The 18,963-nt window shown below is 61.5% G+C and carries 14 protein-coding genes; 8 read left to right on the forward strand and 6 right to left on the reverse strand.

What is annotated here, in order from left to right:
• Window positions 1-11 precede the first annotated feature (11 nt).
• Window positions 12-563, reverse strand: a complete 552-nt coding sequence (locus F0M17_RS13165; protein WP_121867277.1) for a thioesterase family protein — start codon at window positions 561-563, stop codon at window positions 12-14.
• A 150-nt stretch (window positions 564-713) separates the two neighbouring features.
• Between F0M17_RS13165 and F0M17_RS13170 the strand changes: the two genes are divergently transcribed.
• The 4 genes from F0M17_RS13170 (at window position 714) to F0M17_RS13185 (ending at window position 4,876) form a co-directional block, all read left to right on the forward strand.
• Entirely contained in the window at window positions 714-2,084 is a 1,371-nt protein-coding gene (locus tag F0M17_RS13170) for a sensor histidine kinase (protein WP_168202023.1), read from the forward strand.
• Window positions 2,081-2,746, forward strand: coding sequence for a response regulator transcription factor (locus tag F0M17_RS13175; RefSeq protein WP_128469126.1), 666 nt, complete (start codon window positions 2,081-2,083; stop codon window positions 2,744-2,746). The genes F0M17_RS13170 and F0M17_RS13175 overlap by 4 nt, the downstream gene beginning before the upstream one ends.
• Before the next feature lie 79 nt (window positions 2,747-2,825).
• Entirely contained in the window at window positions 2,826-3,707 is an 882-nt protein-coding gene (locus tag F0M17_RS13180) for an ABC transporter ATP-binding protein (protein ID WP_149597262.1), read from the forward strand.
• Window positions 3,704-4,876, forward strand: a complete 1,173-nt coding sequence (locus F0M17_RS13185; protein WP_149597263.1) for an ABC transporter permease — start codon at window positions 3,704-3,706, stop codon at window positions 4,874-4,876. The genes F0M17_RS13180 and F0M17_RS13185 overlap by 4 nt, the downstream gene beginning before the upstream one ends.
• Before the next feature lie 57 nt (window positions 4,877-4,933).
• Here F0M17_RS13185 and F0M17_RS13190 read toward each other — a convergent pair whose 3' ends face one another.
• The 4 genes from F0M17_RS13190 to F0M17_RS13205 all read right to left on the reverse strand — a co-directional run bounded on the left by F0M17_RS13190 (window position 4,934) and on the right by F0M17_RS13205 (window position 10,139).
• Window positions 4,934-6,406, reverse strand: coding sequence for an amidase (locus F0M17_RS13190; protein WP_149597264.1), 1,473 nt, complete (start codon window positions 6,404-6,406; stop codon window positions 4,934-4,936).
• Window positions 6,403-7,686: a M20 family metallo-hydrolase gene (locus F0M17_RS13195; protein ID WP_121867283.1), complete on the reverse strand. Its 1,284-nt coding sequence runs from the start codon at window positions 7,684-7,686 to the stop codon at window positions 6,403-6,405. Before F0M17_RS13195 ends, F0M17_RS13190 begins: the two co-directional genes overlap by 4 nt.
• 35 nt (window positions 7,687-7,721) lie before the next feature.
• The gene (locus F0M17_RS13200; RefSeq protein ID WP_246857064.1) at window positions 7,722-9,068 is read right to left on the reverse strand and encodes an MFS transporter; all 1,347 of its coding nucleotides are present in this window, start codon (window positions 9,066-9,068) and stop codon (window positions 7,722-7,724) included.
• A 162-nt stretch (window positions 9,069-9,230) separates the two neighbouring features.
• Window positions 9,231-10,139: a LysR substrate-binding domain-containing protein gene (locus F0M17_RS13205; RefSeq protein WP_149597265.1), complete on the reverse strand. Its 909-nt coding sequence runs from the start codon at window positions 10,137-10,139 to the stop codon at window positions 9,231-9,233.
• 95 nt (window positions 10,140-10,234) lie between these two features.
• On the opposite strand from F0M17_RS13205, the gene F0M17_RS13210 reads away from it, so the two are divergent.
• Window positions 10,235-10,834 (forward strand): hypothetical protein, encoded by a 600-nt coding sequence (locus F0M17_RS13210; RefSeq protein ID WP_149597266.1) that lies wholly within the window; start codon window positions 10,235-10,237, stop codon window positions 10,832-10,834.
• Window positions 10,835-10,908: 74 nt separating this feature from the next.
• Here the strand turns inward: F0M17_RS13210 and F0M17_RS13215 are convergent, their stop codons facing one another.
• On the reverse strand, window positions 10,909-14,427 hold the full coding sequence (locus tag F0M17_RS13215) for a bifunctional proline dehydrogenase/L-glutamate gamma-semialdehyde dehydrogenase (protein ID WP_149597267.1): 3,519 nt from the start codon (window positions 14,425-14,427) through the stop codon (window positions 10,909-10,911).
• 234 nt (window positions 14,428-14,661) lie between these two features.
• Here F0M17_RS13215 and F0M17_RS13220 point away from each other — a divergent pair, with 234 nt between their 5' ends.
• From F0M17_RS13220 to F0M17_RS13230, 3 genes are all read left to right on the forward strand, one after another.
• Window positions 14,662-15,624 carry a LysR family transcriptional regulator gene (locus F0M17_RS13220; RefSeq protein WP_038991612.1) on the forward strand — a complete coding sequence of 321 codons (963 nt, stop codon included), beginning with the start codon at window positions 14,662-14,664 and terminating at the stop codon, window positions 15,622-15,624.
• Between the two features lie 136 nt (window positions 15,625-15,760).
• On the forward strand, window positions 15,761-17,266 hold the full coding sequence (gene putP, locus F0M17_RS13225; protein ID WP_149597268.1) for a sodium/proline symporter PutP: 1,506 nt from the start codon (window positions 15,761-15,763) through the stop codon (window positions 17,264-17,266).
• A gap of 171 nt (window positions 17,267-17,437) precedes the next feature.
• A complete protein-coding gene (locus F0M17_RS13230; RefSeq protein WP_149597269.1) occupies window positions 17,438-18,841 on the forward strand; it encodes an NAD-dependent epimerase/dehydratase family protein in 1,404 nt (467 codons plus the stop codon).
• The last annotated feature ends 122 nt before the right edge of the window (window positions 18,842-18,963 follow it).

Genomic DNA, 18,963 nt, shown 5'->3' on the forward strand with positions numbered 1-18,963 from the left:
CGACAGCTGAATCAGCGGATCCAGTTATGCGGGGCGGGCTTGCGGGTGCTGGGCAGCGCACCGTCCTCTCGCCATTGGTGCAGCCATTGAGGCAGGACCAGGTCTTCTGGCATTTCCAAGCCGACAGCTGCCAGGATTTCCTCATTGGGCACCGCGCCCTTTTTCGAGGTCATGCGGGTGGCAATGTAGGCGCGGGCGTAGATCTCGCCCTTCACCACGATGCGCTGCTCGAAGTAGATGCACTTGTCGTCCATGCCGATCAGCCGGGTTTCCTGCGAGAACTTGGTTCCCAGGCGGACCGACTTGCGGAAGGTGACGGTCTCGGTCTGCACGACCGGAACCCACTTGTTCTTGGACATGATGTCCCAGACGCCTGAGCGGAACATCAGATCGAAACGCCCGAGGTCGAAGATGGAGAAGTACATGCCGTTGTTGATGTGGCCGGCAAAGTCGATATCGGTCAGCGTGGCGCGCATGTCCACTGAGCTGGTGTCGAACAAGGTCAGCTTGGAAGCCTTCTTGCTTTTCAGGTAGACCATGAGAATTCGGAAAATCATGTGCATACCATCACATTACTCGTTAGTAACCTTTATTCCTAGATCATGTCCTTCCCAGCTCAGCATCGAGACTAAGCCTCCAGGCTCATGCCCGGAACAGCGCAAAACGGTAAAATCGGTTCCAATGCCTGGCCAACGCAACAAACAAGGAACATCATGCGCCGACTGCCCGAGCTAGTTCACCGTCGGCTCCCCACGCTGCCTCCGGTGGATTGGGAACGCCCCGCTCCCGATCGGAAGGGACTGCGCCGAGATGTGATCGTTGCCGCGGGCTTCCTGCTGCTGGCGCTGGCCATGCACGAACTCATGCAGTCCCTGACCGAACGGGAGGACGCGCCAGATCGCCTGCTCTCCTACCTGGTGCTGGCGTCCTTGATCGTGCCGCTGATGTTCCGCCGGCGCTGGCCGATTTCGATGATGCTCATCGGCTCGGCTGCCTTCTTCGGCGCAGGTAACGAGAACACCTACCGGGTCGGCATGGAACTCTGCGCCCAGCTGGCCTATTTCATTGGCATCTACACGGCGGTTACCTGGTCGAAGAACCGCCGGGGCCTGTGGACGGCAATGAGCGTGGTGCTGTTGTTCATGGCCACCTGGCTGATCATTTCCTTCTTCTCCTCGGACCTGTTCAAGGCGACCGGCACCTCCATGGTCGAAGAACCGGCAGGCGTCCTGCCCACAACCACGGCCTTCGTCCTCTACAACCTGCTGATGAACCTGATGTTCTTCGGAGGTGCGATCTTCCTTGGCATGGTCAGCTGGACCAATGCCTATGCCAGCCAGATCGTCGAAATCCAGGCGCAGCGCATTGCCGAGCAGTCCCAGCAGCTGGCAGACCGCGCGGTCAACCAGGAACGGCTGCGCATTGCCCGCGAATTGCACGATGTCATCGCCCACCACATCGCCTCGGTGGGCGTCCAGGCTTCGGCCGCCCGCATGGTGCATGACCGGGATCCCCAGCAGTCAATCGAGCTGATGCGCGGCATCGAATCCTCGGCGCGCAGCGCGGTCAGCGAAACACGGGCCCTGCTGGGCGTATTGCGCGAACATGACGACCCGGATGATGTGCCGGGCTCGGCCGAGGGCGCACGGAACCCCGAACCGTCCATGGCGCAGCTCGACGAGCTGATCGCCACGAATGAGCGGCAGGGACTGGGCATCCAGCTCTCGTGCGATGAGCACCAGCCCGGTTTCATTTCTTCCCTGCCAGCCGGCCTGTCGCTCGCGCTCTACCGCATCAGCGGCGAGGCCTTGGCCAATGTCCGTACGCATTCCACTGCCCGCACCGCCACCCTGTCGCTGCGTTCGGGAACCGATGCGGAGGGCGCATGGGTAGAAGTCGAAGTCACCGACAGCGGCCGTCCCCGGCCTGATTCAGCCGGAGGCGGCTACGGCCTGCGCGGCATCCGCGAACGCGCCAAGCTGCATCACGGGCTGGTGGAAATCGGCCCGCGCATTCCGCACGGCTGGCGCACCCGAGCCCGGTTGCGGGTGGTGTCCGACGCGGCAACTACACTGTCATCATGAGCAAAATTACCGTGGTGATCTGCGACGATCAGTCCCTGATCCTGTCGTCGCTGAAATTGATCTTGCAAACCGACCCGCAGATCCAGGTCATCGGCACGGCAGAGAACGGCCAAGCGGGCCTGGACCTGGTCCGCGAGCTGAATCCCACGGTGGCGCTGATGGATATCCAGATGCCGCAGATGGACGGCATCGAAGCCACCAAGCTCATCGCCAGCACCACGCAGACCAAGGTCATCGTGCTGACCACCTTCAACCGCGACGACTACCTCTTTGACGCCATGGATGCCGGCGCCAGCGGTTTCCTGCTGAAGAATGCCGAACCTGAAATGCTGGTCACCGCTGTGCACCAGGTCGCCGCCGGCCATGGCCTGCTCTCCCCCGAAGTCACGCTGAAGCTCATCCAGCGTGGCACCAGGGCTGGCGCTGGCGCGGATTCGGCAGAGCCATCTGCCGAAGCGCAACGGCTTGAGACGCTCACCGAACGCGAACGCCAGGTCCTGTCCGAGCTGGCCCAGGGCAAGAACAACCAGGAAATCGCTGCGGTGCTCTCGCTGTCTGAAGCCACGGTGAAGACCCACCTGTCCAACCTGTTGGCAAAACTGCACCTGCGTGACCGGGTGCAGGGTGTCCTCTTCGCCCACCGCGCCGGACTCATCCAATAGTTTCATTCCCCAGAGGGAGCGCAAATGCTCCGTCTTTTCCTAAGCTGATGACCAGGAACAATATCTGGCAGAGGAAAGCATGCTTGAGCTTCATCATGTGTCGCGGTCATTCGCGCAGAATCCAGTCTTGAACGACATCAGCTTCACCGTACCGGGCGGGGCGCTGACCGGATTCGTCGGCGCCAATGGTGCCGGCAAGACCACCACCATGCGCATCATCATGGGATTGCTCAGCGCCGATTCGGGTTCCGTGACGCTCAACGGCCAGCCGCTGACCGGGGCTACGCGCCCCAACTTCGGCTACATGCCCGAAGAGCGCGGCCTGTATCCCAAGCAGCCCGTCATCGACCAGCTGGTCTACCTCGGACAGCTGCATGGCCTCTCCCGCTCCGGTGCGCGCAAACGCGCCATGGAACTGCTGGCCCGCTTCGGACTCGATGACCGAGCCAAGTCGAAGCTCGAATCGCTGTCCCTGGGCAACCAGCAACGCGTGCAGGTCACCGCGGCACTGCTGCACCAACCCGATGTGCTCATCCTCGACGAACCCTTCAGCGGCCTCGACCCCATCGCCGTTGATGCGATGAGTTCGATCTTGCGCGACTATGCGGCGCGCGGCGTTCCGGTGCTCTTCTCGTCGCATCAGCTGGATCTGCTCGATGTGCTAGTGGATCATCTGGTGATCATCCAGGACGGCAGGATCCTGGCTGATTCCTCGGCTGATGAGCTCCGTGCAACCCAGGCTTCCCGCCACCGGCTCTCCCTGGGTTCCGACACCGGGTGGCTGCGCAGCGAACCTGGCGTCACCGTCATCGATATTTCGGGCCACGAGGCTTTGGTGAATTTCGATTCCGAATCAGATGCCCAACGCGTGCTGGCCACCGCCATGAGCCGCGGCCCGGTGGCAGAGTTCGCGGTCCACCGCCCTTCGCTGGCCGACATCTACCGGGAGATCATCAAGTGAACGCTTCCACAGCCCCATGGCTCATCGTTGCCCTGCGCGAAGTCGAAACGAAGCTGCGCGACAAGGCCTTCATCATCAGCACCATCGTGACCTTGCTGTTCATCGTCGGCTCGGTGGCCATTACCGGCGTCCTGGGCAATCGCACCTCGCATTTCACCGTGGCAGCCACCGACGATACGAGTTACCAGGTGCTGGAGCAGGTGATCAAGGATCGCCCCGACGATGTGGAATTGAGCATTTCACGGCTTACTCCAGAGAATGCCAAGCAGCAGCTCTCCGCCGAGCAGCTGAGCGCCATCTTGTCCGCTTCGGATGACGCACAGGAATTCACGTTGACCGGTTTCAACGAGGTTGACCAGGAGCTCAGCTCCCTGGTCCGCGAGGCGATGAAATCGGTGATGACCGATCAACTACTCGCCGAGGCCGGACTGGAATCATCCAGCCTGCCCGATAATGACGACTTGGTCACCGACCAGCTTCACGGCGACTCCGAACGGGCGGCGATGGCCAGTGTCATGGGACTGGTCTTCTCCTTCCTCTTCTACATGGCGGCGTTCCTCTTCGGCATGCCCATAGCCAATTCGGTGATTGAGGAAAAGCAGAACCGCGTGGTCGAGATCCTGGCCAGCACCATCCGCCTGCGCCAGCTGCTGGCAGGAAAAATCATCGGCAATGTCATTCTGGCGATGCTCCAGCTGCTGGCCTTCCTCAGCATCGGCTTGCTGGCCGCCTACATTTCCCCGATCCAGATCCCGTTCCTCGGAATCGTCACCCAGGTGGCCGGATGGTTCGTGGTGTTCTTCTTCGGCGGCTTCCTGCTCCTGGCCGGGATCTGGGCGGCCCTGGGGTCCTTGGCTACCCGCACCGAGGATCTGCAGCAGTCCAGCGGGCCGGTGGTAGGGCTGTTGATGGCGGTGCTGTTCATCGGGTTGTATGCCAAGGGCAGCTTCCTGGTGGTCGCTTCGTACATTCCCATCGTCTCCTCGGCGGCGATGCCCATCCGCCTGCTCTCCGGCGAAGTAGCGATCTGGGAACCGGTGCTTTCCCTGGCCATCCTGCTGGCCGCCTGCTGGCTCGTCTTGCTGTTCGCGGAGCGGATCTACCGCCGGGCGGTAATGCACACCGGTGGCGCGCTGACCTTGCGCAAGGCACTGAAGCTCGAGGTCTGAGCCGGTGAAGAAAAGGTGGGAACCGGTTCCGTGAACTGGTTCCCACCTTCCCTTCTATTACCTGGTCAGCGTTCCGGCCAATGCTGGGTATGGATTGCCATTTGAAAATTGGATAATTCGTTCCATTGCGAGAGCCATTTGGAATACGGTCTTTTCATCCCACGGCTGGCCGACGATCTGCAAGCCAATCGGAATGTTGGCCTCACCCACGCCGCACGGAAGATTCATCACCGGGCGATGATTGGCGATGTTGAAAGGACTGGTCATATGCCCTTCCCAATAATGCTTCAACTGCCGACCTGATATCGAGAGCCCATCCAGATAGTCCCCGTCAGCCCGTAGCCAGTCGACTGCATTCGTAGGGCAAAGCAGGACGTCTACTTCAGACATAGCCGTATTCAATTGCTGATTGAACAGTGCATCCAAGCGCAGGGAATCGATCATCGACATTGATTCTGCGTGGGCCATGGCGTCGGCAATGAACCGGTCGGTATAGGCGGCTCTCGGAGCTTGTGAATCGCCGATGATCTGGGCCATCGCTGGCGCAAGAATTTGTCCGAAGTGGGCAAAGCTTGTTTCCCTCACTTGATCAGTCGTCCATGGCAAGTCTACTTCTACAATGTTCGCGCCCAGGTCCTGCAGCTGCTGGATTGTCGAGGAGAACGCCTCGGCCACCGTTTGGCTTACAGGATAATTGCCCAGCTCCAGGGATATGCCAATCCTCAATTCGGCCAAGGACGCCTCTTCAGTCAGTGGGCTCTGATTATTCGGTCCCCATGAGTTCGAATCGGCAGGGTGCGTTCCGCTGATAATAGATGACATGAGCAGGACATCGGTGACGGTTCGCCCCATCGGCCCATCGCCTCGGTAGCGATCAGAGGCCAGTTCCCCAGCCCCGGGAATCCTTCCGTATGGTGCCTTATACCCGACGGTTCCGGTAAAAGCCGCCGGGATACGGGTCGACCCTGCAATGTCGGAAGCGGTAGCCAACGTGGAGAAGCCCGCCGCCAACGCTGCCCCCGATCCGCCAGAAGAACCGCCTGGTGACATTTGGGGGTTCCAGGGGTTACGCGTGACTCCCCAGATCGGCGAGTGCGTTACCGTAGCGCAGCTGAATTCGGGACTAGTAGCACGCCCGTGGAGGATGGCTCCAGCTGCCCGCAGCCGTTCGATGATCGGATGGTCTGATTCAGCAACAGCGTGCTTCTGGGAAAGCAGCCCCATCGAAAGGCTGCGTCCCGCAAGTCCGTGTTTCTCCTTGGCCACGACACTGATGCCAAGCAATGGCGGCAGTTGCTGCGCGTGTTTTGCCCGACGGGACTTGGCATACGTTTCCGTGGCAACGGCAGCTCCCGCACGAGCTTCGGTTTCCATAATTTCGGACAGCGCGTTGATTCTCTCGTCCTTGCGCTCCCGGTCGGCAGTGACCAATTCAAGCTGTGCTTCAAGCACCTCCGTAGGAGTGAAGTCCCCATTCCTGAAAGCTGACAATTGTTCTGTTGCGCTGAGGAAAGCTAGTTCATGCTTCATGCGGAGATCCCCTGAATCACGTCGTTCTCATTGCTAGCTAGCGATGCGTTCTCTTCCAAGGCACCAAAGATCATTTCCCACCCGACTTCGGTGAGGACTTCCAACCCATGAATCATGTCGTCGTCAGTAGAGAATTCGCGCTCGCAATGGCTGACACCGTCGACTGAAGGAATGAACAGCATGACCGTCGGTACGATGCGGTTCATAGCTACCGAGTCATGTCCAGCCATCGTGCGGATACGGCGCACGCTCTTGCCCAGATTAGCGGTCGCTTTCTCGGCTAGTTCTAGCCCGGATTCTGGATAGTACTGAATCTCGCGAACGTCGAAATCATTGACGTTGATCCGTATGTCGTTTTCGCGGGCGATCTCCGCAATTTGCTCAATCAGAATCTCTCGCGCCCGCAGGACGTCCGTTTTCTCCTCGGCTCGAAGATCAGCAACCAAGTGGACTCGACGGGCAACAACAATTGGAGAATTCGGTTCCAACGTCATTTGCCCGACCGAGGACACGATACTGCCCTCTGCAAAGTGCTCGACAACATCGTGGACTTTCAAGATCACCTTGCTCGCAGCCACGAGTGCGTCATGTCGATCGGCCATGGCCGTTGCACCGGTATGGGATTGTTCCCCGAGCACCTCGACGTCCAGCTTCTGCGTGTGCCACGAGAAGTCGACGGCTCCGATGTTGATCGATTCTCGTTCCAGGATGCGTCCCTGTTCAATATGGATCTCCGCGTAGCCTGCCACTTCTGGACGTACATCGCGGCCGAGGTATCCAATGGCCTCGAGGGCTTCTGCTACGCTGACTCCCTCCAGATCGCGGGTTTCGAGCATCTGCTGTTCGTCCATGGAGCCAACGAACACCGACGAGCCCATGATTGACGGGGCGAAGCGGCCGCCTTCTTCATTGAACCAATTGACTACCCCGATGTTGAAGACTGGCTGCTGGAATTCCGATTTCAGCCGTGACTCGATGGCCTTGGCAGCGTGCAGGCCTGCAATGACTCCGTAGGCCCCATCGAAGCGTCCGCCCAATGGTTGGGAATCCAAATGCGATCCCAGCAGTACATACGGGGCGCCTGGCGTCAGTTCGATCAAGGCGAACATATTGCCAATAGTGTCGACACGAAGTTCCCAGCCCTGTTTTTTAGTGAATTGCGCGAACCAATCCCGACTCAGCTTGTCCTCGGGCGTTGCTGCCTGCCGATCAACACCGTTTTTGTCAGTTGCACCGAATTCGGCAACGTGGTGGAAGTCAACGAGAAATTCGTTATGCATGGTGAATTCCTTTCTGTGTTACAAAGTTCGATGTCTTACTGGCCCGTGGTTGGAGAAGACTTTGCGTATAAGGGGTGGGTTTCTGGCACGGGTGTGAAAACCAGCAGGCATAGCACGACCAATGCGGCTCCGGCCATGTACACACCTGGGATCATCGCAATCCCGGTGCCCGACACTAGCCAGGTTCCGACAAATGGTGCTGTACCGCCAAAGATCGCATAGGCAACGTTGTAGCTGATGGCAGAGGAGGTGTACCGGGTTCGAGTAGTGAAGATTTCGACGAAGAAGGTGTAGCAACCGCCACCGTAGATGCACATGGGGATCACAAAGAGCAGTTGGCCGATAATTGCCAGGGTCAGCGAGCCGCTGGTGACCAGCATGAAGCATGGAACACTGAGTATCATGAGCGCCGCTGAACCTGCGATGAGCATCGGCTTGCGTCCAAAGCGGTCACCGAACCGTCCGCCGATAGGAAGCAGAACAGCGTAGCTGGCCATCGCTACGGCGTTGGCTACCAAGGACATTTCCAAACTCAGGTTTCCGGTTACCTGGACATAGGAGACGAAGTATCCGGAAAGGAAATAGAAACCCATTGCAGTCAGCGCCATGACGAAGATGACCTGAACCATCCGAAGCTTGTTCTGGGCGAAGGTCTGGCGCAAGGGGCTGTATTCCTTGTGCTCGTTCTTCTTGAGCACCTGCTGGAATGCCTCAGATTCTTCGGTCTTGGACCGAATCCAAAGGCCGAAAAGTGCTAGAGGGAGGGCGAGCAGGAATGGTATGCGCCAGCCATAGGACTCGAAGTTCGCAGGATCCATTGTCGTGGACAGCGCCAGAATCAAGGTGCCGCCTAGCACCGACGGCAGGGCTGTAGCCGCTAGGGTGATGTTCAGCCAGAAGCCACGTCTGTCCATCGGTGCATGCTCGAAGACGAATGCTGGTGCACCGACAGATTCGCCGCCGGCCGAGAATCCCTGGATCAGTCGGCACAAAACCAGAAGTACCGGAGCCAGAGCACCAATTTGCGCGAACGTCGGCAGCAGTCCGATTGCGAACGTCGCCAGTCCGATCGTCATCAACGTGATGAACAGGACCTTGCGCCGGCCGATCTTGTCTCCAAGTACTCCGAAGAACATGCCACCCAGTGGCCGAACGAAAAAGGCGACGCCGAAGGTCGCGAAGGTCGCGAGCAGGCCAGCCAGCGGGCTTTCTGAAGGGAAGAAGAGTGCGGACAGCGTGACTGCCGACAATCCGTAGAGTGTGAAATCGTAGAATTCGATGAATTGGCCGATGCTGCCGCCGGCCAGCACTCGACGTTTCTGTTTCATGTCGGTTTGCGCCGTCGACGGCACAGCGCTGGCATCAATGCTGTTCAGGGTCACGAGTCTGCCTTCTTTCGGGCTAAGCTCCGCCGAATCCTCGGGAAGCTGCTGTGGAAGGAGCGGACGAGCAGTCCGGCTTCTTAGTAGTCAACGATCTGTGATCCACGCCATATCGTCCAACGCAAAAGATTTATTAGCTTGATCGTCAAAAACGATCAGCAATTACCCGTCGTTCAGTATCTCGCCCGCCAGGTCCGCAAACGCTCGTGCTTTTCGCGTCATCAGCACTTCCTTCGGATAGGCAACCACAATGGAAATTGGAATGACCGGATCACTGATTTGCAGTGGCACTACGGACTTGCCGGTATAGGTCAGGTCATGCGGCAGCCGCCGATTGAGAACCGAGTATCCCAAACCCATGGCCACATAGGACCGGACGGTCTCATATCCAGAAACCCAATAAGCCACATTCGGTTGCAGCCCCAATGAAGAAAAAAGCTTGAGGAAGTACTCCCTTGAATGTTCTTGATCAAGCAGAACCAGCGGCTGGTCAACTATGTCCTTGAGAGACACAGTTCCGTTGCCTTGAGCGAGCGGATGCTCTTGGGCCACGATGACGTGGGCACCTAGTCCGTCGACCTGCTCCATTGAAAATTCCGCTCCGACTCCGAGGTCATACATGAGCGCTATTTCGCACTCCCCCTTACGCAAGGCATCAAGGACTTGTTGCTGCTCGCCTTCGAGGAATTGCAATTCAATACCGGGGTACTTCGCTTTGAATTCCGCAAGCAACCGCGGTGCAACGAATGGTGCCAACGGCGCGAAAATTCCGACGCGCAGCTTTCCGCCCAGTTCATGGCTCGCTCCACTTAATGACGAGTGCAAAATCTCCGCGCTTTCCAGAAGGTTCCGGGCGCCGGCCACAAGTCGTTTCCCTTCCTCGGACAAGTTCAAGGCACGGTTTGGCAAACGCAGGAACAACTGCACGCCTAAGTCGCGTTCCAAATGGTTGATCGAGGCTGACAAAGTAGATTGTGAAACATTCAGGGATGCCGCTGCGGCGCGCATGTTCTCGAATCGAGCCACTTCAATGAAATACCGCAATTGGATCAGAGTGAATGTACGCGCCATGCAAGTCATCCTAGCCATTCCAGTGGCCTACTAATCGGTACACCAGCGAAGCGAGACCAAGACGTTGCACAGCCAGCGTCACTAGACTTGAACAAGTGAGCAAAGAAAAACCACTGTTGCATCTGCCGGCCCGCCTGATCATTGTCTGGCTGGTGCTGATCGTTGGCATTACCGGATCCACGCTGCTGTCCACCGCCGACTATGTCACCGGTGGCAGCCTGTTCTCGCTGATTGCCCTCTGGGTGATCAGGCTCGTGGCGATCGGCAGCTTCTGGCTGCTCGAAGCACGCAAGGACACGAAGATCTTCGCGATGCTGCTGGTCCTGCTGTCGCTGGTCCTGGACATCCTGCTGAAGCTGCCAGTGCTGGACACCGTGGAGTACGGCGACTGGTTCCTGGTCTCCGCGCTGGATCTGACCGGCATGTACACCGGCTACTTCACCGTGTGGGGCATCGTGCTCCCGGTGCTGTCGCTGGCCGGCTGGTTCATCCTGCGTCCGCGCAAGCTCGCCGGCTGGATTGTCGGCCTGCTCTCCGCGGTGGGCCTGGGCTTCGTTGCCCTGTCGGTTGCAGGTTCAGCCAGCGGATCCGTCTTCGCCTTCACCCTGGCGACCTTGGCGCGCTACCTTGTTCCTGCGCTGCTCGCCGCCGCGGCCGATTTCCTGGCCGCCAAGCTCAAGGAACGCAAGAAGTAGATAGTTCTCAAGAAAAAGGCTGTGGCCAGCATCCATTCACCTGGATGCTGGCCACAGCCATATGTGCTTACTCGCTAGATCAACTCATCGCTGAGGTGATTAGGGGTGCCGAAGCGGTGCGCGGTAATGGATACCGCCTGCTCATGCAGGAACGGAAGCATTTCCACACGCCCGGCAGCGGTTACCGGAGAAGCATAGACGGCCACGTCCGGTTTGCCGTTGGTCGCCTCGGCAACCGCCTTCACCGAGCCGCCGATCAGGCGGATGCGGGCAGCGGAATCCGGGCCGGTCTTCGCAGCCAGCTTCGCCGCGCGGGCGGCGAAGGCCGCGGCATCCTCGCGCACCACGGTGACCGAGTTCTCTGCCAGCAGGTTGCGCACGCCTAGCGGCAGTGGCTCATCAGCGGAGAAGAGCACGCGGGACCCTGCGGTGACGCCGGCGGCGATGACGCGCAGCGCCTCGGCCAGGCCGTGGCCGCTGGTGGCTTCCTCGAAGCGCACGGTCACATCGACCGGACGGTAGCGCAGGATGTTGCGTTCTGCGAGCAGGCCCGAGCGGTCCTTGGCCTGGTTGAACTCGTTGTTCCACCACAGCTTGTCGCTGGCCAGCGCGGAGCGCAGCCACTGCGCCTGATCGGCTTCCAGTTCGGCGGTGTTCAGCAGGCGTTCGTCGAAGGCCGAGAGCGCCGCGCCCTGCTTGGCCGGGGCATCGGCCCACGAGCCCATGCCGACCAGGTAGTTCGGTCCGCCGGCTTTGGTGCCTGCGCCGATGGCCGACTTCTTCCAGCCGCCAAATGGCTGGCGCTGCACGATGGCGCCGGTGATGCCGCGGTTGGCGTAGATGTTGCCCGCCTGGATGTTCTCCAGCCAGTAGCCCATCTCCGCCGAATCCAGCGAGTGCAGGCCCGAGGTCAGTCCGTAGTCCACCTCGTTGACAATCTCTACCGCTTCTTCCAGCGTAGCGGCGGTCATCACGCCGAGGATCGGACCGAAGTATTCGGTCTTGTGGTATTCGCTGCCGCGGGCCACGCCGTAGCGCACGCCCGGCGAGTAGAGCTTGCCCGAATCATCGAGCTGCTTCGGCTCGATGGCCCAGCGCTCCCCGGCGCCCAGGGTGGTCAAACCGCGCTTGAGCTTCTCGCCCGGCTCGCCGATCAGCGGGCCCATCTGCGATTCCGGGTTCCACGGGTAGCCGACCTTCAGCGACTTCACCGCGTCGATCAGCTGGTTGTTGAAGCGGCGGGATTCGGCCACCGAACCCACCAGCACCACCAGCGAGGCGGCCGAGCACTTCTGGCCGGCGTGCCCGAAGGCCGAGGCCACGACATCGCGGGCGGCCAGGTCCAGGTCCGCGTTCGGGGTGACGATGATGGCGTTCTTACCGGAGGTTTCGGCCAGCAGCGGCAGGTCCTTGCGGAAGGAGCGGAACAGCTCGGCGGTCTCGTAGCCGCCGGTGAGGATCAGGCGGTCAACGCGCTCATCGGCAACCAGCTGCTGGCCCAGCGAGCGGTCGCCCACGAAGACCAGCTGCAGCACGTCCTTGGGCACCCCGGCATCCCACAGGCACTGCACCATGACGGCACCCACACGGGCGGCCTGGGTGGCAGGCTTGATGATCACCGCGGACCCGGCAGCCAGCGCCGAGAGCGTGGAGCCGGCTGGGATCGCCATCGGGAAGTTCCATGGCGGGGTCACCACGGTCAGCTTCGAGGGGACGAACTTCGCGCCGTCCACGGCATCCAGTTCGCGGCCCAGTTCGGCATAGTAATGCGCGAAGTCGATGGCTTCGGAGACTTCCACATCGCCCTGGTCGATGGTCTTGCCGCATTCGGAGCCCAGCACCTCCAGCAAGGTGGCGCGGCGCTCCTCGAAGAGCAGGCCGGCGCGGTGCAGGATCTGCGCACGCTCGGCCGAGCCCAGCTGCTGCCAGCCGGCGGCGGCATCCACGCCCATGGCGATGGCTTCGTCGAGCTCGCCGGCACTGTTCAGCGTATTGCCCTTCACCAGGTCCTTGCCCAGCGGCGAGTCCTGCATCTTGGACAGGATCTCGCGTCCCCAGGCACGGTTCTGCGCCAGATCCGGGTCGGTATCAGGGGTGTTGAAGAATTTGGTGGTGCCGTCGGCGAAACCTGCCACGCGGGCGCCCAGCTCAGGGTCCTGGACCTGGCGGTTCTGCACGCGGTGCGGGGCGGGAACCACATTGGCCATGGTTTCCAGCGACGCGAGGAAGCGGTTCTTCTCGCGTTCGAACAATTCCTCGTTCTTGGCCAGCTCGAAGACTGCCGACATGAAGTTTTCCTGGCTGGCGCCTTCTTCGAGGCGGCGGATCAGGTAGGCGATGGCCACGTCGAATTCCTGCGGATGCACCACCGGGGTGTAGAGCAGCAGCGAGCCGACTTCCTTGCGCACCGCTTCGGCCTGGCCGGTGGCCATGCCCAGCAGCATTTCGAACTCGATGCCGTCGGTGACGTTGCGCGACTTGGCCAGCAGCCAGGCCAGGGCGACATCGAAGAGGTTGTGCCCGGCAATGCCGATGCGGATGTTCTCCACATGTTCCGGGCGCAGGGCGTATTCCAGCACCGACTTGTAGCTGGTGTCGGAGTCCTGCTTGGTGTGCCAGGTGGCCAGCGGCCAGCCGTGGATGTCCGCTTCCATGGTTTCCATAGGCAGGTTGGCGCCCTTGACCACGCGGACCTTGATTGGCGCGCCGCCGTCGGCCACGCGGGCCGCGGAGAATTCCTGCAGCTGGATCATCGCGCCCAGGGCATCGGGCAGGTAGGCCTGCAGCACGATGCCGGCTGGCAGCTCCTTGAACTCCGGCTTGGACAGGATCTTGGTGAAGACCGCCATGGTCAGCTCCAGGTCCTTGTACTCTTCCATGTCCAGGTTGATGAACTTCTTCTTCGGGCTGCTGGCAGCCAGCTGGTACAGCGGCTGCAGCTTTTGAACGATGTGCTCCACTGCTTCGTCGAAGGCCCAGTGGTTGTGCGGGGCGACGGTGGAGGAAACCTTGATCGATACGTAGTCCACGTCATCGCGTTCAAGCAGCTTGGTGGTGCCATCCAGCCGGCGGGCGGCTTCGCCTTCGCCGAGGATGGCCTCGCCGAGCAGGTTGACGTTCAGGTGCACGCCCTCGCGCTTGATCTTGGAGATCGCGCCGCCGAGCTTGGCATCCGAAGCGTCGATGATCAGATGGCCCACCATTTCGCGCAGGACCCTGCGGGCGATGGGGACAACTACCTGCGGCATAACCGGGGCCAGGGCGCCGCCGACGGCGACGGCCTTGCGCATGTACCAGGGCAGGAAGCCTGGAACCATGGGGGCCAGCTGCTTGAGGTTGGCCGCCGCGACCTTCAGGTCTTCGGGGCGGATCACGCCGTCGACGAAGCCCACGGTGAAGTCCAGGCCCTTGGGATCCTTGAGCACGCCGGCCAGGCGGGCGGCGGCGGCATCCACCGGGTAGTCGGAGGCTTCGGTGAGCCAGCGGCGCACCAGCTTGATGACGTCGTCAGCAAGTTCGGCCGGCGAGGTGAGCGGGTTGCCGTCGGCATCCAGTGCGGCTGGCACTGCCTGCTGGGTATGGGTGAAAGACACTGGTGGTCCCTTCGATGCAATTCGTACTTGTGGTTCGGCACCGAACGCTGATGTCGTTATGGCTTGTCCTGGCGTTTGGCCGTTGCCGGCGGAGCGCAAGAAAAAGCTGTGTGCAAGATCGAGTATGAACCCTTATTGTCTTAAGCAAAAGTGAACAAAGCCGAAGATAATCGTTCGGTTTTGCCAAAGTATTCGGGCTCCGTGAGTCCGCATTAACTGAATGGCGGGAAAACCTTGCTTGAACTGAGAAGATTGCGCCTGCTTCGCGAGCTGCATATCCGCGGAACCATTGCCGAGGTGGCCGATGCGCTGAGCTACTCGCCCTCCTCGGTGTCGCAGCAGCTGAGCCAGCTGGAAGCGGAAACCGGGGTGGAGCTCCTGCGGCGCACCGGGCGCACGCTCAAGCTCACCCCGCAGGCGCAGATCCTGGTGGCCCACACCGAAGAGCTGCTCGACTCGATGGAACGTGCCGAAGCCGATTTGTCCGCGGCCATGTCCACGGTGTCAGGCACCGTCAGGCTGGCAGTTTTCCAGACCGCCATGCTGCGTCTCATGCCGCCGGTGCTGCGCGAGCTGCGCACCAAGCACCCGAACCTGCGGGTGGAAATGAGCCAGCAGGAACCAGCCGATGCGTTGAATGAAACCAGCAGCCGCAACTTCGATCTGGTGGTCGCCGAGCAGTACTCGGGGCACTCGGCGCCGCACTACGACAACCTCGACCGGCGTGTTCTGACTCACGATCCGATCCGCCTGGCCCTGCCGGCGCGAGGCGGAGCCGGGAACGCCGAATTCGACCGGGTGCACCACCTGGAGCATGCCCTATCCCTGCCCTGGGTGGTCGAGCCCGACGGGGCCGCCAGCCGGCACTGGGCGCTGCAGGCCTGCCGGCTGGCCGGGTTCGAGCCTGACCTGCGCTACGAAACCGCTGATTTGCAGGCTCACGTGCAGCTTGTCGCCTCGGGCAATGCCGTGGCGATGCTCCCGGATCTGGTGCTGCGCGACCAGCGCCACGCGCTGCGCACGGTGGATCTTCCCGGCGCTCCCGAGCGCACGATCTTCACCGCCATGCGGCATTCTTCCGTCCAGTCTCCGGCCATCCGCGCGGTACGCAAATCGCTGCATGCCCAGCCCGGAATGAGTGATGCAAGCAACTCGGCGATTTTGGCTACACCTGCAGACTTCGATACGGTCGACTAGATAACAGATAGATCACAGACCGAATGGCACCCGGCGACAAACCCGGGAAATAGTGCCATAGTGGTGACTCGCACCACAGAAATCCGCGCCTTTGGCGGCTGGGAATAGCCGCGGGCACAAACGGTAATGAGGAAAAATGTCCGACCAGACTTTCCAGATGATTGCGATCGCAATTTACATGGCCGCGATGCTTGGCATCGGCTACATTGCATATCGCCGCACCAACAACATTGACGACTACATGCTGGCCGACCGCGGCCTGAAGCCCTGGGTTGCCGCCCTGTCCGCCGGCGCCTCCGACATGTCAGGCTGGCTGCTCATGGGCCTGCCCGGCGCCATCTACCTCGGCGGCCTGCACGAGTCGTGGATCGGCATCGGCCTGCTCATCGGCGCCTGGCTGAACTGGAAGTTCGTCGCCCCGCGCCTGCGCTCCTACACCGCAATCGCGCAGAACGCCATCACCATCCCGAGCTTCTTCGAAAAGCGCCTGAAGGACAAGGCGCACCTGCTGCGCATCGGCTCCTCGCTGATCATCCTGGTGTTCTTCACCTTCTATGTCTCCTCGGGCATGGTGGCCGCAGGCAAGTTCTTCCAGGCATCCTTCGGCTGGCAGTACCTTGCGGGCATGCTCTTCGTCGCAGTCATCACCCTGCTCTACACCCTGTTCGGCGGCTTCCTCGGAGCTTCACTGACCGATATGGTCCAGGGCGTGCTGATGTTCGCGGCGCTGATTGCTGTGCCGATTGTGGCAGTGATCCGGATTGGCGATATCGAAACCCTGGGCTCGCGCATCACCGCAGTGAATCCGGAAGCCTTCAACCTGTTCTCCTCCTTCAATGACAACGGTGCGATCCTTGCCACCGTGGCCATCTTCTCCACCGCCGCCTGGGGCCTGGGCTATTTCGGCCAGCCGCACATCATCGTGCGCTTCATGGCGCTGCGCACCCCCGCCGAGGCCAAGACCGCACGACGCATCGGCATCGGCTGGATGTTCCTGACCACCCTGGGCGCCGTGGCCACCGCGTTCATCGGCGTCGCCTACTTCGCAAAGGAGCCGCTGGACAAGGCCAGCAGCGAGACCGTCTTCCTGCTGCTCAGCCAGATCTTCTTCCACCCGCTGATCGCCGGTCTGGTGCTGGCCGCGGTGCTGGCCGCGATCATGTCCACCATGTCCTCGCAGCTGATCGTCTGCTCCTCCGCACTGGTGGAGGACCTGTACAACATCACTGGCCGCAAGGCCTCGCCGAAGGCGCTGGTCAATCTTGGCCGCGGCGGCGTGCTGCTGATCGCGATCATCGCCGCGCTGCTGGCGCTGAACCCGAACTCCTCGATCCTGGAGCTGGTCTCCTTCGCCTGGGCAGGCTTCGGCGGCGCCTTCGGCCCGATCGTGCTGCTGGCCCTGTACTGGCGCAAGCTGACCGCCGTGGGTGGTTTCGCCGGCATGGTCACCGGTGCCGTCGTGGTCTTCGTCTGGGGCAACGTGGACGTGCTGGCCTCGGCCATGTACGAAATCGTTCCGGGCTTCCTCGCCGCCCTGGTGGTCGCGTGGCTGGTCTCGAAGGCCACCTACCGCCCGAACGCGGAGATCGAAGCCGAGTTCACCGAAATGGAACAGGAAGTCGGCGCGAAGGTCACCGCCTAGCCGTCATTCCCGTGCAAAGCTCCCCTGGCCATCCGGGCCAGGGGAGCTTTCCTCTTGCAGGACCCGGTGTAACAGTTCGGCCAGGCTTTCAGCTCCTGCCAGCCGAAGCGCACCGGGCACAGTAGCCTAGAGCTATGCCCGAGCAACCGAGCTGGAAGGAACGATTCCAAGATGAGCACCACGAGCAAGTTCACGCACTGGCAGCGCACCGAGTCGCAATTCCTGGCCGCTGACCCGCAAGCCGTCTACTCGATCGTGGGCAACCTGTCGCAGACCGGGCAGTGGATGAAGAGCTTCGACGGCTTCATCGTGCACGATGACCAGCGCGGGGTGGGCACCAAGGTCGACCTGCTGCCGCCGGGCAAGCTCTTCGGCCCATTGCACCGCAGCACCGCCCCCTCGGGTTCCATCACCCGGCGCAACCAGGACACCCTGATGGTGGAGTTCACCCAGCCGCAGCCCGCCGGCGAGATGGTCTTGCGCTGGCAAGTCGAGCCGCACGAGCACGGCTGCGTGCTGCGCTTCACCGTTGAGCTCAACGGCCCGGGCACCACCGCCTTCAAATTCACCGTGGCCAACGCGTTGTGCAAGGACTTCGCCATCGCCGCGGCCCGCCTCTACCGGATCATCGCCCCGAGCGCGCACCGCAAGCGCGATGCCCAGGTGGTCATCTCCGGCGGACGCGGATTCCTCGGCCGCAACCTGGTCGCGGACCTGGTCTGCCGCGGACTCTCGGTTTCGGTGCTGACGCGCAACCCCGAGGATGGTTTCCCTGCCGAGCAGTACAGCTGGGACGGAGTCCACCAGGGTGCCTGGGCCAATGTGCTGGCCAGCAAGCATCCGGTGCACCTGGTCAACCTGGCCGGCGAGCGCGTCGACAAGCGCAACACCCCGGAAAACCTGGCGGCGCTCACCGGTTCGCGCGTGGCCTCCACCCAGACCTTGGCCGAAGCCGCTGCGGCGGCACCGAAGCTTGCCACCTGGATCCAGGCCAGCACCACCGCGATCTTCGGCGATGCCGGCGAAGAGGAGCTGACCGAATCCAGCCCGGTTCCCACCGACCAGCGCGCCCTGCCGGAAATGACCGGGGTCGCCTCCGCCTGGGAACAGGCCTTCACCGGGGCCGAGGTCAATGCCGAGCAGCGCTACCTGCTGCGCACCTCGCTGGTGATGCACCCCGACGCTCCGCTGCTCGGCCCGCTGAACCTGCTGGTGAATACCGGCCTGGGCGGTCCGATGGGCGATGGCAAGCAGTGGTTCAGCTGGATCGGGCTGGAAGACTGGTTGCGCCTGATCCGCTGCCTGCTCGGCTTCGAGGAGCCGGCCATCCCTGCCGGCCTGGTGCATGCAGCCTGCCCGAAACCGCTGCGCAATGCCGAGGTCATGGCAGCCTTGCGCTCCATCGCCGGGTTGCCTGGCCTGCCCACCGGTTCGGTGCTTCCGAAGGTCGGCGCCGCGGTCATGGGCTCCAACGCCCGGGTCGCGTTGACCGGACGCAAGGTCACCAGCGAAGTCCTGCAGCAGGCAGGATTCGAGTTCCAGCAGCTGGATTTCGCGGCCACGGTATCCAGCTAGCGTCCATGCCCTGCTGCAATAAGGAGTAATCTTCACCGCGCATTGATCCCGCGCCCGCCGTTGCATGCCAAGTCACAAGCTGCAACAGCGGGTGCTGGCGCAATGTTCACCACCCGTTAAGC

It is taken from the genome of Glutamicibacter sp. ZJUTW (assembly GCF_008370855.1).
GTDB lineage: Bacteria > Actinomycetota > Actinomycetes > Actinomycetales > Micrococcaceae > Glutamicibacter > Glutamicibacter nicotianae.